The 12,610-nt window shown below is 72.6% G+C and carries 12 protein-coding genes; 9 read left to right on the plus strand and 3 right to left on the minus strand.

Annotation, left to right across the window (positions count from 1 at the left end):
- Window positions 1-181: 181 nt before the first annotated feature.
- A complete protein-coding gene (locus IEZ10_RS17025) occupies window positions 182-514 on the plus strand; it encodes a TraR/DksA family transcriptional regulator (protein ID WP_189247498.1) in 333 nt (110 codons plus the stop codon).
- Window positions 515-593: 79 nt separating this feature from the next.
- Here the strand turns inward: IEZ10_RS17025 and IEZ10_RS17030 are convergent, their stop codons facing one another.
- Window positions 594-1,334: a class I SAM-dependent methyltransferase gene (locus tag IEZ10_RS17030; RefSeq protein WP_189247499.1), complete on the minus strand. Its 741-nt coding sequence runs from the start codon at window positions 1,332-1,334 to the stop codon at window positions 594-596.
- 279 nt (window positions 1,335-1,613) lie between these two features.
- Between IEZ10_RS17030 and IEZ10_RS17035 the strand changes: the two genes are divergently transcribed.
- From IEZ10_RS17035 to IEZ10_RS17065, 7 genes are all read left to right on the plus strand, one after another.
- Entirely contained in the window at window positions 1,614-2,219 is a 606-nt protein-coding gene (locus IEZ10_RS17035) for a sigma-70 family RNA polymerase sigma factor (RefSeq protein ID WP_179825211.1), read from the plus strand.
- Between the two features lie 102 nt (window positions 2,220-2,321).
- Window positions 2,322-2,588: a mycothiol system anti-sigma-R factor gene (gene rsrA, locus IEZ10_RS17040; protein ID WP_189247500.1), complete on the plus strand. Its 267-nt coding sequence runs from the start codon at window positions 2,322-2,324 to the stop codon at window positions 2,586-2,588.
- Window positions 2,589-2,637: 49 nt separating this feature from the next.
- Window positions 2,638-3,582, plus strand: coding sequence for an NAD-dependent epimerase/dehydratase family protein (locus tag IEZ10_RS17045; protein ID WP_189247501.1), 945 nt, complete (start codon window positions 2,638-2,640; stop codon window positions 3,580-3,582).
- A 208-nt stretch (window positions 3,583-3,790) separates the two neighbouring features.
- Window positions 3,791-5,140 carry an HD-GYP domain-containing protein gene (locus IEZ10_RS17050; RefSeq protein ID WP_189247502.1) on the plus strand — a complete coding sequence of 450 codons (1,350 nt, stop codon included), beginning with the start codon at window positions 3,791-3,793 and terminating at the stop codon, window positions 5,138-5,140.
- 163 nt (window positions 5,141-5,303) lie between these two features.
- A complete protein-coding gene (locus IEZ10_RS17055) occupies window positions 5,304-6,608 on the plus strand; it encodes an HD-GYP domain-containing protein (protein WP_189247729.1) in 1,305 nt (434 codons plus the stop codon).
- Between the two features lie 110 nt (window positions 6,609-6,718).
- Window positions 6,719-8,050 carry an acetyl-CoA carboxylase biotin carboxylase subunit gene (locus tag IEZ10_RS17060; protein ID WP_189247503.1) on the plus strand — a complete coding sequence of 444 codons (1,332 nt, stop codon included), beginning with the start codon at window positions 6,719-6,721 and terminating at the stop codon, window positions 8,048-8,050.
- A gap of 48 nt (window positions 8,051-8,098) precedes the next feature.
- Window positions 8,099-8,311 carry a biotin/lipoyl-binding carrier protein gene (locus IEZ10_RS17065; RefSeq protein ID WP_189247504.1) on the plus strand — a complete coding sequence of 71 codons (213 nt, stop codon included), beginning with the start codon at window positions 8,099-8,101 and terminating at the stop codon, window positions 8,309-8,311.
- 87 nt (window positions 8,312-8,398) lie between these two features.
- On the opposite strand, the gene IEZ10_RS17070 is transcribed toward IEZ10_RS17065, so the two are convergent.
- On the minus strand, window positions 8,399-8,782 hold the full coding sequence (locus IEZ10_RS17070) for a thioesterase family protein (RefSeq protein ID WP_229811359.1): 384 nt from the start codon (window positions 8,780-8,782) through the stop codon (window positions 8,399-8,401).
- A 260-nt stretch (window positions 8,783-9,042) separates the two neighbouring features.
- On the opposite strand from IEZ10_RS17070, the gene IEZ10_RS17075 reads away from it, so the two are divergent.
- The gene (locus IEZ10_RS17075; RefSeq protein WP_189247506.1) at window positions 9,043-10,788 is read left to right on the plus strand and encodes a serine/threonine protein kinase; all 1,746 of its coding nucleotides are present in this window, start codon (window positions 9,043-9,045) and stop codon (window positions 10,786-10,788) included.
- 91 nt (window positions 10,789-10,879) lie between these two features.
- Here IEZ10_RS17075 and IEZ10_RS17080 read toward each other — a convergent pair whose 3' ends face one another.
- Entirely contained in the window at window positions 10,880-12,532 is a 1,653-nt protein-coding gene (locus IEZ10_RS17080) for an acetolactate synthase (protein ID WP_189247507.1), read from the minus strand.
- Window positions 12,533-12,610 lie beyond the last annotated feature (78 nt).

Genomic DNA, 12,610 nt, shown 5'->3' on the forward strand with positions numbered 1-12,610 from the left:
CCACGTCAAGCGGGCATCCGCTGAGAAAAGCGAGCTTCGCGGCGGGGTCCTCCGGTTCCCCGGCTCCGCCGGGCCTTCCGGTCTCCGGACTCCGCCGCGGTGACTCGCCCCCTTTCGCGCCTGCCGGGAGAAGTCGGGGTCCCCCTCACAGGTCGCCTGCCTTTTGCGGAGGTGCGGATCCGTGGACGCCTCGACCGCGCGTATGCGCCTGGAGAGCACGCTCACCGAGATCGACCGGTCCATCGTGGTCCTGCGCGGGGACCCCTCGGCCCGGGACGGCCGGCCCGGCTCCGACGCCGGATCGGTCATGACCGACACCGACCGCGACCGCGCCCTGCTGGAGGCGGCCGTCCAGCACCGCCGCGCGGTCGTCGAGGCGATCGCGCGGCTGGACGGCGGGCGCTACGGCCTGTGCGTGGACTGCGGCGCGGCCGTCCCCGAGGGCCGGCTCCAGGCGCGGCCCGAGGCCGAGCGCTGCGTGCCGTGCCAGTCCAGGCGCGAGCGCAGACGCTGACCCCGACGCGGCGCGGGTGGCACAGGGCCGGGCGGGACGTCGCCGTGCGGCGGCCCGGGGCGGTCCGGGGCCGGGCGGCTCAGGGACGGCGGGCGCTGGCGACCAGGTGGATGCCCACGGTGTCGTCGTCGTCCGGGTGCGCCTCCAGCTCGGTGTTGACCAGCCAGGTCAGGGCGCGCGGGTCGGAGGCGAGCACATGGTCCACCGTCGAGGGGGACAGCACCGTGCGCGGCCGTATCCACTCCACCTCCAGGCCCGCGCCGGTCAGCAGCTCGCGGAGCTGGCCGCTGCTGAAGCAGCGGGTGATGCTGCCGTCGGGCCAGGGCACGAGCATGACCTCGTCGGTCTGGCGCAGGTGGGCCCAGAAGTTCTGCTCGGCGAGGATCGCCATGCCCAGCACGAGGGAGTCGACACTGACCAGTGCCCGCCCGCCCGGCCGCAGCACCCGCGCGACGTCGGCGATCGCCGACTCGGCCATGAGCTCGATCGACAGCGCGCGCTCCTCGGCGAGCACGGCGTCCACGCTGCCGTCGGGCAGGAAACGCAGGTCGTCGGCGCGGACCTGACCGACCCGGGATGCGTCGTGCAGCGGCGCCGGGCCCTCCACCGTGCGGCGGAAGTCGACCACCTCCAGCACCCGGTGCCCGGCCTTGGCCGCCTGCGCGGACCAGCGGCCCCGGCCGCCGGACAGGTCGAGGACCGTCGAGGGGCTCTCCGGCAGCCAGCGGGACAGCTGTTCGGAGGCGACCGCGCGGTAGAAGGTCCAGTACGGTCCAAGCGTTCCTGTGCCGTTCAGCTCTTCGGCCGGGATGGGCAGCACGAGCGGCTCCTGGCGTCGGGGTTCCGGTGGTTTGGCTACCTGCCGGTACGTATTTTTTTCCCCGTACCGGGTTGATCGTCACCTTCCATCTTGTGGGAACAAGTGACCGATCGGGGGTGTTGCAGCGGACAGCACACGATCCTTTCGGAGGTTGGCAAACCGATGCTCGCGTTGAGCGAACCCAAGGCCCGCCCCGGTGACCGGTCCTTTCCCGGCGAGCGGGTATCCTCCGCTCAGTACGGAGTCCCGCGTCAGCAGGGCTCCGGCGATCTTAAGGGGGTGGGTCCGGTCCCTGCGACAGGCCAGGAGACGCTGGAGCAGCGGAGCACGCGGTTCGAGCGGGATGTCATGCCGTATCTCGACCAGCTCTACTCCGCCGCGCTCAGGATGACGAGGAACCCGGCGGACGCCGAGGACCTCCTTCAGGAGACGTTCGCCAAGGCGTTCGCGTCCTTCCACCAGTTCCAGGAGGGCACGAACCTCAAGGCGTGGCTCTACCGCATCCTCACCAACACCTTCATCAACAGCTACCGCAAGAAGCAGCGGGAGCCCAAGCAGTCGGGCGCCGAGGAGATCGAGGACTGGCAGCTCGCCAGGGCCGAGTCGCACACCTCCGCCGGGCTGAAGTCGGCGGAGATCGAGGCGCTCGAGCATCTGCCCGACAGCGACGTCAAGCAGGCGCTCGCCGCGCTGCCCGAGGAGTTCCGCATCGCGGTCTACCTCGCCGACGTCGAGGGGTTCCCGTACAAGGAGATCGCCGACATCATGGGCACCCCGATCGGGACCGTCATGTCGAGGCTCCACCGTGGCCGCCGCCAGTTGCGGACGCAGCTTGAGGACTACGCCCGTGACCGCGGGCTGATCTCGGCGGAGGGCGCGAAGTGAGCGGGTCGGCCGGCGCGTTCCGCGGGGCATGTCCGCGAGCCGTGACGAGCGGGTTCCGCGGGGTGCGCCCGCGGGCCCTGACCAGCAGGGCGAGGTGATCGCATGAGCTGCGGGAAGCCCCACAGCACGGACTGTCGCGAGGTCCTGGACAAGGTCTACAGCTACCTCGACGGTGAGCTCGACGACGGCAAGTGCGTCGACATCCGCGAGCACCTCGACGAGTGCGGTCCCTGCCTGGAGGAGTACGGCCTGGAGCAGGTCGTCAAGCAGCTGGTCGCCAAGCACTGCGGCTGTGACCGGGCTCCCGAGGACCTGAGGGCCAAGGTTCTGCGGCGGATCGACCAGGTCCGCTCCGAGTTGACCGGATGACCTCCTAAGATCTCTCCTACGGCCATGGCCATACGATCGTGGGGGCGGCATGCGGATTCTCGTCACCGGTGGAGCGGGCTTCATCGGGTCCAACCTGGTAGACCGGCTGCTGGCCGACGGTCATGAGGTCGCGGCCGTCGACGACCTGTCCGGAGGAGACCGCGCCAACCTCGCCGAGGCGGCGCGCAACCCGCGGTTCGCCCTCCACGAGATGGACATCCGCGACCCCGCGCTGACCGGGCTGGCCGCCGAGTGGCGGCCGGAGGTCGTCTGCCACCTCGCCGCGCAGATCAGCGTGCGCAAGAGCGTGGCCGACCCGGTGCACGACGCCCGCCTCAACGTCGAGGGCACCGCCTCGGTCCTGACCGCCGCGCACCACGGCGGCGCCCGCAAGGTCGTCTTCGCCTCCTCGGTCGCCGTCTACGGCGTCCCGGAGGTCATCCCGGTCCCGGGTGACGCGCGGACCGACCCGCGCTCGCCGTACGCGGCCTCCAAGCTCAGCGCCGAGGTGTACCTCGCGGCGTTCCGGGCGCTGCACGGCATCGACTACACCACGCTGGTGCTCTCCAACGTCTACGGCCCCCGCCAGTCGCCCGGCGGCGAGGCCGGGGTGGTCGCCATCTTCACCGACGCGCTGCTGTCCGGCCGCCCCACGGTGCTGTACGGCGACGGCGGGCAGACCCGCGACTACGTCTTCGTCGACGATGTGGTGGACGGTTTCGTCCGGGCCTGCGGCGAGGCCGGGGGCGGCCGCCGGTTCAACCTCGGCACCGGCCTGCAGACCACCGATCGCGAGCTGCACGCCCTGGTGGCCGCGGCCGCGGGGGCCCCCGACGAGCCGGGGCTCGCCGAGGCGCGGCAGGGAGACCTCCCGGCGATGGCCGTCGACCCGGCGCCCGCCCTCGAGGGGCTGGGCTGGCGGCCGCACACCGACCTCGCGACCGGGTTGAAGGCCACCGTGGCCTGGGCAAGGGCTCGTCAGGCGACGCTCTGAGCACGACTCATGTCCGTGGCTCGTGGTGATGAATTGGTTACGCTTTGCTTGCGATTCCCGCTCCGCCCCTCGGCGCCTGACGCGCTTCTGTAGCCTGAGTCGCGGATACCAACGTGGAGGCAGCGCATGTTGAAGGAAACGGTCGGCCCGGTGCATCCGGGGATCTCCTGGACCTGAGCACGCGCCCGTAGAACCGAGGGTGGCTGCTTTGCGTGGACTGCCGTGGTTTGCCAAGGTCTACCTTGGCGCGGTCATCGGAACCGCGTGGGCACTGATCGGTCACAGCGTGCTGGTGAGCGCCCGGCTCGCACCTCTCGACTGGTCCACCCTGCTGGTGCTGGCCCTGCTGTTCCTGGTGTGCGAGTCGGTCCCCACGCTCCTGAACGTCCGGCAGGCCGCGGTCTCGGTCAGCTTCTCGGCCGCGCTCGCCGCGGTGGTGCTGGTCGGCCCCGAGGGCGCCGCGCTCGTCGGCATGACGGCGGTCTTCAGCGTCCGGCCGGGGCTGCCGCTGGTCAAGCGGCTGTTCAACGGCGCCCAGTTCGCGATCTGCGGGTTCGTCGCCGGCTGGGTCTACAAGCGGCTGCTGGGCGGCCACCCCGTCATCCCGTCCATCGCCGGGTTCGACGACCTGATCGTGCCGTTCGCGGGCGCCGCCGCGGTGTTCGTGCCGCTCAACTTCATCCTGATCGCGGTCGTGCTCGTGACGACCGGCCAGGCCCACCAGGTGCCGCTGCGCGGCCTGGCGCAGTTCCTGGTCTCCTATCTCGGCTACGCGACCTTCGGGCTGCTGATCGCCGGCCTGTGGACGACGGTGAACTCGATCTCCGCGGTGCTGGTGCTGCTGCCGCTGTTCGTCGCCCGGTGGGCCTTCGGCCAGTACCTCGCCCAGCAGCGCGCCTACGACGCCACCATCGCCGCGCTCTGCCAGGCGGTGGAGACCAAGGACTACTACACCCGCGGCCACTGCACCCGTGTCTCACTCGCCTCGGGGATGATCGCCGAGGAGATCGGCATGGGTCCCGAGCGGCTCCGGGCGATCCGCTACGCCGGGATGCTGCACGACGTCGGCAAGCTCGGCGTGCCGACCAAGGTGCTGCAGAAGGAGGGGCCGCTCACCGAGGAGGAGTACGCCGCCATCCAGCTCCACCCCATGCGCGGGCTGGAGATCGTGCGGGGCATCGACTTCCTGGACGAGGCGTTCGCCGGGATCATGCACCACCACGAACGGCAGGACGGCAAGGGTTATCCCATGGGGCTGGCCGGGGACGAGATCCCGGAGTTCGCCCGGATCATCGCGGTGGCCGACGCCTTCGACTCGATGACCTCCGACCGCTCCTACCGCGGCGCCCGCCCGGTGGAGGTGGCCGTGGCCGAGCTGCGCAAGGGCGCGGGCACCCAGTTCGACCCGGTGATGGTCGCGGCGTTCGTCAGGGCGGTGGACCGCGACGGCTGGGAGCCGCCGCGCAAGGTCGTCCCGCCCCCGGCGGACGCGTCCCAGACCACCACCAAGGACCACGACGACCCCACGGCCCCGATCCAGGTGGTGTCGGAGCGGTGAGCCGCCGAGTGAGCGCAGCGAACGAGAAGGCGAACGCGACCATCGGGCACGGAGCGGTGAGCCGCCGAGTGAGCGCAGCGAACGAGAAGGCGAACGCGACCATGGGGGTCGTGCGGTGAGCCGCCGGGTGAGCGCAGCGAACGAGACCATCGGCCACGAAGCGATGGGCCGCCGGGCGGCGGGCCGCCCCGCCGCCGGTGCGGCGGCCCGGGCCCTGCGCAGGTTCGACTCGGTCCGGTTCCTGCTGGTCTGCGCGGCCGGGGTGCTGGCCGCGGTGGGCGTGGCGCACACCGCCGCCGCGGGGCTGGTCGATCCGGAGATCGCCATCGGGTTCGGCGCGCTGATCGCGGTGGGGGAGCTGGCGCGGCTCACCATGCCCGGCAACCGGGAGGTGGCGCCGATCGGCGCGGCGGCGGCGCTCGGCTACACGCTGCTGCTGGACATGGGCGACGTCCCGGCGCGGCACTCGGCGTTGCAGGTCGTCGCGGTGCTGACGGTCGGGATGACGGCCGGGGCGCTGCCGCACCTGGCGGTGGGCCGCCCGCCGAAGCTGGACGCCATGGCGCGCAGGCTGTTCACCGGCGGGTTGCTGGCGCTGGCCTACCGGCCGCTGGCCGACGGGCTGTTCGGCCTGACGAGGGGGCGGGGAGAGGGCTGGTGGCCGCCGCTGGGGGTGATGGCCCTGCTCATCGCCCTGATGGTGCTGGCGGACGTGGTGCTGGCCGCCGTGCTGCGGGCCGAGCGGGTCCGGGTGGCCTTCCGGGTGGTCATCCGCGACGAGCTGCGGTCGGCCGCCCCGCTGTGGTCGGCGGTGTCCGCCTCCGGCATCCTGCTCGCGCTGGCCTCGCACAGCATGGGCATGGCCGCGCTGCTGGTCTTCGCCGCGCCGCTGCTGGTCACCCAGGTCGCCTTCCGCAAGTACGCCGGGATTCGCGCGACGTACCTGCAGACGGTCCGGGCGCTGGCGCGGGTGACCGAGGTCGGCGGGTACGTCGAGCCGGGCCACTCCCACCGGGTGAGCCGGATGGCGGTGGCGATCGGCCGGGAGCTGGGCATGGCCGAGCCCGAGTTGCTGGAGCTGGAGTACGCCGCGCTCATGCACGACATCGGCCAGCTCTCGCTGCGTGACCCGATTCCCGGCGGGGCCACCGTGCTCACCGACCGCGGGCAGGCGCGGCGCATCGCCGAGCTGGGGGCGGAGGTGATCCGGCAGACCGGGGTGCTGGACCGGGTGGCCGAGGCCGTCCGCCGCCAGTGCGACTCCTGCGCGGAGGACCCGCCGCAGGCCAGCCGGATCATCAAGGCGGCCAACGCCTACGACGACCTGGTGGGGGGTTCCACCGACCGGGTCCGGGCCGCGGCGGCCCTCGACCGGATCCGCCTGGGCGCGGGCGACGAGTACGACCCGGAGATCGTCGAGGCGATGACCCGGGTCATCGGCAGGCTCGTCCCGGCGCGTCGAGCCTGAGGGATTTGTGGAATTCCTACAGATCGCCTCGCCGTGATCGGTGGTTTCGGGCGAAGGGTTGTGCGGAGCCCACGGTCATAGGGTGGAGCGGTCGAAAGGGGTCCACCAACGTGTTCGAGTCCGTTCTGGTCGCAAACCGCGGCGAAATCGCGCGGCGGATCATCCGTACGGTGCGTCGCATGGGCCTGCGGGCCATCGCGGTGTATTCCGAGGCCGACGCCGATCTGCCGTTCGTACGGGAGGCCGACGAGGCGATCCTGCTCGGCCCGGCCAACCCCGCGCAGAGCTACCTCGACGCCGGCAAGGTGCTCGAGGCGGCCCGCGCGTCGGGCGCCCAGGCCGTCCACCCCGGCTACGGGTTCTTCTCGGAGAACGCCGGCTTCGCCCGGGCCGTCGTCGACGCGGGTCTGACCTGGATCGGCCCGTCGCCCGAGGCGATCGAGCGGATGGGCGACAAGATCAACGCGCGGAACCTCATGGAGGCCGCGGGCGTGCCGGTCGCCGCCGGGACCCGCGAGCCGGTCACCGAGCTCGAGCAGGCCGTGGCGGCCGCCGCCGGGATCGGCTACCCGGTCATGGTGAAGGCCGCGGGCGGGGGCGGCGGCATCGGCATGGGCGTCGCCCACGACGAGGCGGGCCTGGCCAAGGCGTTCGAGCAGGCGTCCCGGGCCGCCGCCCGGTTCGGCGGGCCGCCGGCGATCCTGCTGGAGCGCTACATCGAGCGCGCCCGCCACGTCGAGGTGCAGATCCTCGGTCTCGCCGACGGCACCGTCCTCGCGCTGGGTGAGCGCGACTGCTCGGTGCAGCGCCGGCACCAGAAGGTCGTGGAGGAGACGCCGTCCCCCGGCGTCACCCCGGAGCTGCGCGAGCGGATGCTGGCGGCGGCGGTCCGGGCGGGCGAGGCGGTCGGGTACCTCGGCGCCGGCACCGTGGAGTGCCTGGTCGACGCCGACCGGCAGGACTTCGTGTTCCTGGAGATGAACACCCGCCTGCAGGTGGAGCATCCGGTGACCGAGCTCGTCACCGGGGTGGACCTGGTGGAGCTGCAGCTGCGGATCGCCGCGGGCGAGGCGGTCGAGCCGCCGCCGGCGCCGCGCGGCCACGCGATCGAGTTCCGGGTGTACGCCGAGGACCCCAAGCGGTTCTTCCCCGGCCCCGGGAAGATCGACGTGTGGGAGGAGCCGTCCGGCGAGGGCGTCCGGGTGGACTCCGGCTACACCGGCGGCAACACGGTGACGCCGTTCTACGATCCGCTCATGGCCAAGCTGTGCGTGTACGGCGAGACCCGTGACGAGGCGCTGGAGCGCGCGGGCAAGGCGGTGGCGGGCTTCCTCGTCGAGGGGCCCAAGAACAACCTGCCGTTCTGCGCCGAGCTGCTGGCGCATCCCGAGTTCGTCGGCGGCGGTTACGACACCGGGCTGGTGGCCCGCATGAGGGCCTGAACGGGCCGCTCTGACACGGTTGGACTATGCGAGTGATGGGAGTTTCCGGTGGCTGAAGTGCGCGCGGAGATGGTGGCGAACGTCTGGAAGGTCCTCGTGGCCGAGGGTGACACCGTCGAGGACGGCGACACCCTGGTCATCCTGGAGTCGATGAAGATGGAGATCCCGGTCATCGCGGAGGACGACGGCGTCGTCGTCCAGCTCAAGGTGGCCGAGGGAGACGTCATCCAGGAGGGCGACGTCATCGCAGTGATCGAGTAGCGGGTCGCGCCCCGCCCCACCCGCTCGCCGTCCGGCGGGCGGGTTCGGCCGGGTTCGGCGGGATTTTGCAGGGCGGTCCGTGACCGGTCAGCGGGCGGCCCGGGCGAGGAAGCGCTCGCGGTCGACGACCGCCCGTTCGATCGTGCCGGTGGCGACGACGGTGTCGCGCCGGTCGCGGGCGGTGAAGGCGAAGACCAGGCGGCGGCCGTCCACCTCGGTGAGCTCCGCGGCGATCTCGACGTGGGTGCCGACCGGGCTGGCCGCCAGGTGCTCCAGGGCGACCTTGGTGCCCACGGAGGTCTGTCCGGGGCCGAGGGCGTCGGCGACCGCCTGGACGGTGGCCCGCTCGGCGAGGGCCAGCAGCCGGGGGGTGGCCAGCACCGGGACGTCCCCGCTGCCGACCTTCGCCGCGGTGTCCGAGGTTTCGACCATGGTGAGGATCCGGGCGCGCAGGCCGGGAGCGAGCGTCATGCGCGCCAGCATAGGGTCCGTCCCCGTGATCATCACGTCCGGCTGGAGGACCGCCGGAGATTTCCCCTTATCCTCACGAGTCGGGCAAGGTGTACAAGTCTCCGCAAAAGCTGTGAGTTTTGTGCGATGCTACGGCACGCGTCTTATTTGTGAGGCATCCGGCATGCAGGGTTTCGTTACCGTGGCGTTACGGTGACGCGATACGGATCCGCTTTCTTGGAGAATCCTGGGGTGGGAGCGGGAAGGGTTACGGGGGAGTAATGGTGGCCCAAGGCACGACGCTGGCGGGGCGGTATCGCCTGGATACCCGCATCGGCGCCGGTGGCATGGGCGAGGTCTGGCGCGGCGAGGACACGGTTCTGGCCCGGACCGTCGCCGTCAAGGTGCTGCTCCCGGGCCGTACCGACGACCCCGGCTTCCTCGTGCGCTTCCAGGGCGAGGCCCGGGCCATGGCGACGATCAACCATCCGGGGGTCGTCGACGTCTACGACTACGGTGTTCACGAGGTGCCCGGCGCGGGGGCGACGGCCTACCTCGTGATGAAGTTCGTGGACGGCGAGCCGCTGGACCGGTTGCTGAGCCGGCTGGGGAGCATCGCCCCGGGCCCGGCGATGGAGCTCATCTCCCAGGCGGCCTCGGCGTTGCAGGCCGTACACGACCAGGGGATCGTTCACCGCGACATCAAGCCCGGCAACCTGCTGGTGCGGCCCGACGGCATGCTCGTGCTCACCGACTTCGGCATCGCCAGGTCCGACGCCGCCAGCAGGCTGACCGACGCCGGCATGGTGCTCGGCACCGCCGCCTACTGCGCGCCCGAGCAGGCCGAGGGCGCGCCGGTCACCCCGGCGGTGGACATCTACGCGCTGGGCGTGGTGGCCTACGAGTGCCTCGCCGGGCAGCGGCCGTTCGACGGCGACACGCCCGTCACGATCGCGCTCAAGCACATCCGGGAGGCCCCGCCGCCGCTGCCTCCGCACATCCCGCGCGCGGTCCGCGCCCTGGTGGAGCAGGCGCTGTCGAAGGACCCGGCCCGGCGGTTCCCCAGCGCCGCGGCGATGAGCGCCGCCGCGCGGCAGGCCGGGCAGCTCGGGCCGGAGACCGGCCCGATGATGTTCGGCCAGCCCGGCCCGCCGGAGACCGGGTGGAACGCCACGCAGGCGGGTTGGCAGGGCCAGAGCGGCCAGCAGGCCGGTTGGCAGGGCCAGGGCGGGCAGCAGACGGGCTGGCAGGGCCAGGGCGGGCAGCAGGCCGGTTGGCAAGGGTCCGCGCCGCAGGCGGGCTGGCAGGCCGGCCAGCAGACGGCCCACCAGGGGGCCGCGTCGGCCGCGGCGACGACGGCGGCGTCCGGCGCGGCCGCCGAGGCGGCCTCCGGGGAGCGGGGCCGCCGCGCCGGGCGCAAACCGCGCCGCCGGGGCGGGATGCTGGCCGCGGTCGCCGTGGCGGGCGTGCTCTGCGCCGGCCTGGCGGCGGTGGGCATCAACGCGATGGCGTCCAGCGACAAGGTGTCGCACACCGACCTGGCCGCGGAGGCCACGGCGACTCCCTCCGAGCAGCCCTCGAAGCCCTCCAAGGGCAGGCGCACGAAGTCGCCGTCCCCCACCCCGACCGTCGACCGCCAGCCGGTGAGGCCGAGCGCGGAGCCGAAGGAGACCGAGGAGCCGGAGCCGACCGAGAAGCCCACGCCGGAGCCGACCGGGAAGCCGTCCATCACGCCGAAACCCAAGCCGTCGCCGACGCCGACGCCGACCGTGCAGAAGGTGCAGGTGCCGGACGTTCGGGGCCTGGAGCCGGAGCCCGCCAAGGGCCGGCTCGGGCAGGCGGGCCTGAAGGTGAAGGTGACCGCGAGCGGCGACATCAATTACGAGATGTGCGTGCGGGTGGTCGAGCAGGATCCCGCCCCCGGGACCGAGTGGGACCCGCGTAAGCCGGTGGAGATCGTGCTGGCCAACCCCAAGTGCCCGGAGAGCTCGCCGCCGGCCTCCCCGGCCGCGACGCCCAAGCCCTGACCGGCCGGGCGTCCGGGCTCTGACGTTCCGGGGGCCCGCGACGCCCATGCCCCGCCGGTTCCGGGCGCCGGTGGCGCCCGGAACCGGCGGGTCAGACGCCCGTGGTGTTGCGCGGGTAGGCGATGGACGGGTCGGTGGCGATGTTCACCATGTACGGCACGCCGGAGTCGAACGCACGGCGCAGCGCCGGGCCGATCTCCGACGGGTCGGTGACGAGCTCGCCGCCGCCGCCGAGCGCGGTGACCACCTGGTCGTAGCGGCACTGCGGCTGCAGCTCGGCGGCCACGTCGTAGCCGTACAGCATCTGCATGGGGTGCTTCTCCAGGCCCCAGATGCCGTTGTTGCCGCAGATCATCACCACCGGCAGGCCGTGGCGCACGAGCGTGTCGACGTCCATCAGCGAGAAGCCCGCCGCGCCGTCGCCGAGCAGCAGCACCACCTGCGAGGAGGGGCGGGCCAGCCGGGCGGCGATGGAGTACCCCAGGCCGGTGCCCAGGCAGCCGTACGGGCCCGGGTCGAGCCAGTTGCCCGGCCGCCTGGGCTCGACGTACTTGCCGGCGTAGGAGACGAAGTCGCCCCCGTCGCCGATGACCACGGCGTCGTCGGCGAGGACCTTGTTCAGCTCGCCGTAGATCCGCATCGGGTGGATGGGGTCGGAGCCGGACGCCAGCAGCTCGGCGTCGCCGGCGACGGCCGCGGCGGCGGCCTCGGCCAGCCGCGCCAGCCACGGCTGGTAGGTCTTGGGGGACACGCCGGCGTCGGCGCAGGCCGTACCGAGACCCCAGAAGACCAGCGACAGGTCGCCCGCGGCGGTCGCGGCGGGCTGCATGTGCGTCGTGAGCTGCGACGGCGCGTCGGCCAGGTGGACGACCCGGGCGAGCGGGGCGCCGTCCTTGCCGCCGAACCAGCCGTAGCCGAGGCGGAAGTCGAGCGGGGCGCCGGCCACGATCACCAGGTCGGCCTGGGAGAACGCCATGCCGCGGGCCCGGGTGACCAGCAGCTCGTGCCCGGCGGGCAGGATGCCGCGGCCCTGGCCGTTCAGGATGACCGGCAGGCGGAGCTCCTCGGCGAAGGCCAGGGCGACCTCCTCGGCGCGGTCCATCCACACGTCGGAGCCCAGGACCAGCACCGGGCGCTCGGCCTCGGCGAGCAGCCGGGCGACCTCGGCGAGCGCGTCGGAGTCGGGCTCCAGCGGCGAGGGGGTCAGCGTCTCGATGGCGTGGTCCGGCGGGGGCGCCGCGGCGAACAGGTGGTCCATGTGGAAGTCGAGGAAGACGGGGCCGCGGTGCGGGGCGAGGGCGGTGCGGAAGGCCATCTCCACGTCCTCGGCCACGGAGTCGGGGCCCGAGCCGGTGAAGGCCAGTTTGGTGATCGGGGCGAACAGCGGCGGGTGGTCGATCTCCTGCAGCGCGCCGGCCCCCCAGCGCGACTGCGGCGCCCGGCCGCCCATGACGACCACGGGGGAGCCGTTGAAGTGCGCGGTGGCGACTCCGCTGACGCCGTTGGTGACGCCGGGACCGGCGGTGAGCACGGCCAGGCCCGGTCTGCGGGTCAGCCGGGCGGTCGCCTCGGCGGCGAAGACCGCGCTCTGCTCGTGCCTCACGTCGACGATGGGCAGGCCCTCGTGGACCGCTCCGTCGTAGAGCGGGAAGACGTGTCCGCCGGAAAGGGTGAACATGGTCTCGATGCCGTATGCCTTGGAGACGGCGACGGCGATGTCACCCGCGTGCTTTGGAGACTCCATAACGCGCAACCTACCAGTCAGTCACTTAGCCGGACAGGGCTTGTTCACCCTGCCCAGATTCGTCCCGCCTAACGCCGC

It is taken from the genome of Streptosporangium pseudovulgare, assembly GCF_014648055.1.
GTDB classification, from domain to species: Bacteria; Actinomycetota; Actinomycetes; order Streptosporangiales; family Streptosporangiaceae; genus Streptosporangium; species Streptosporangium pseudovulgare.

Excerpts from the sequence above, each read along its gene's own strand:
- IEZ10_RS17055 (WP_189247729.1), top strand. The coding sequence starts at position 5,304 with ATGGGCCGCCGGGCGGCGGGCCGCCCCGCCGCCGGTGCGGCGGCCCGG.
- IEZ10_RS17080 (WP_189247507.1), bottom strand. The coding sequence starts at position 12,532 with ATGGAGTCTCCAAAGCACGCGGGTGACATCGCCGTCGCCGTCTCCAAG.
- IEZ10_RS17075 (WP_189247506.1), top strand. The coding sequence starts at position 9,043 with ATGGTGGCCCAAGGCACGACGCTGGCGGGGCGGTATCGCCTGGATACC.
- rsrA (WP_189247500.1), top strand. The coding sequence starts at position 2,322 with ATGAGCTGCGGGAAGCCCCACAGCACGGACTGTCGCGAGGTCCTGGAC.
- IEZ10_RS17070 (WP_229811359.1), bottom strand. The coding sequence starts at position 8,782 with ATGACGCTCGCTCCCGGCCTGCGCGCCCGGATCCTCACCATGGTCGAA.
- IEZ10_RS17045 (WP_189247501.1), top strand. The coding sequence starts at position 2,638 with ATGCGGATTCTCGTCACCGGTGGAGCGGGCTTCATCGGGTCCAACCTG.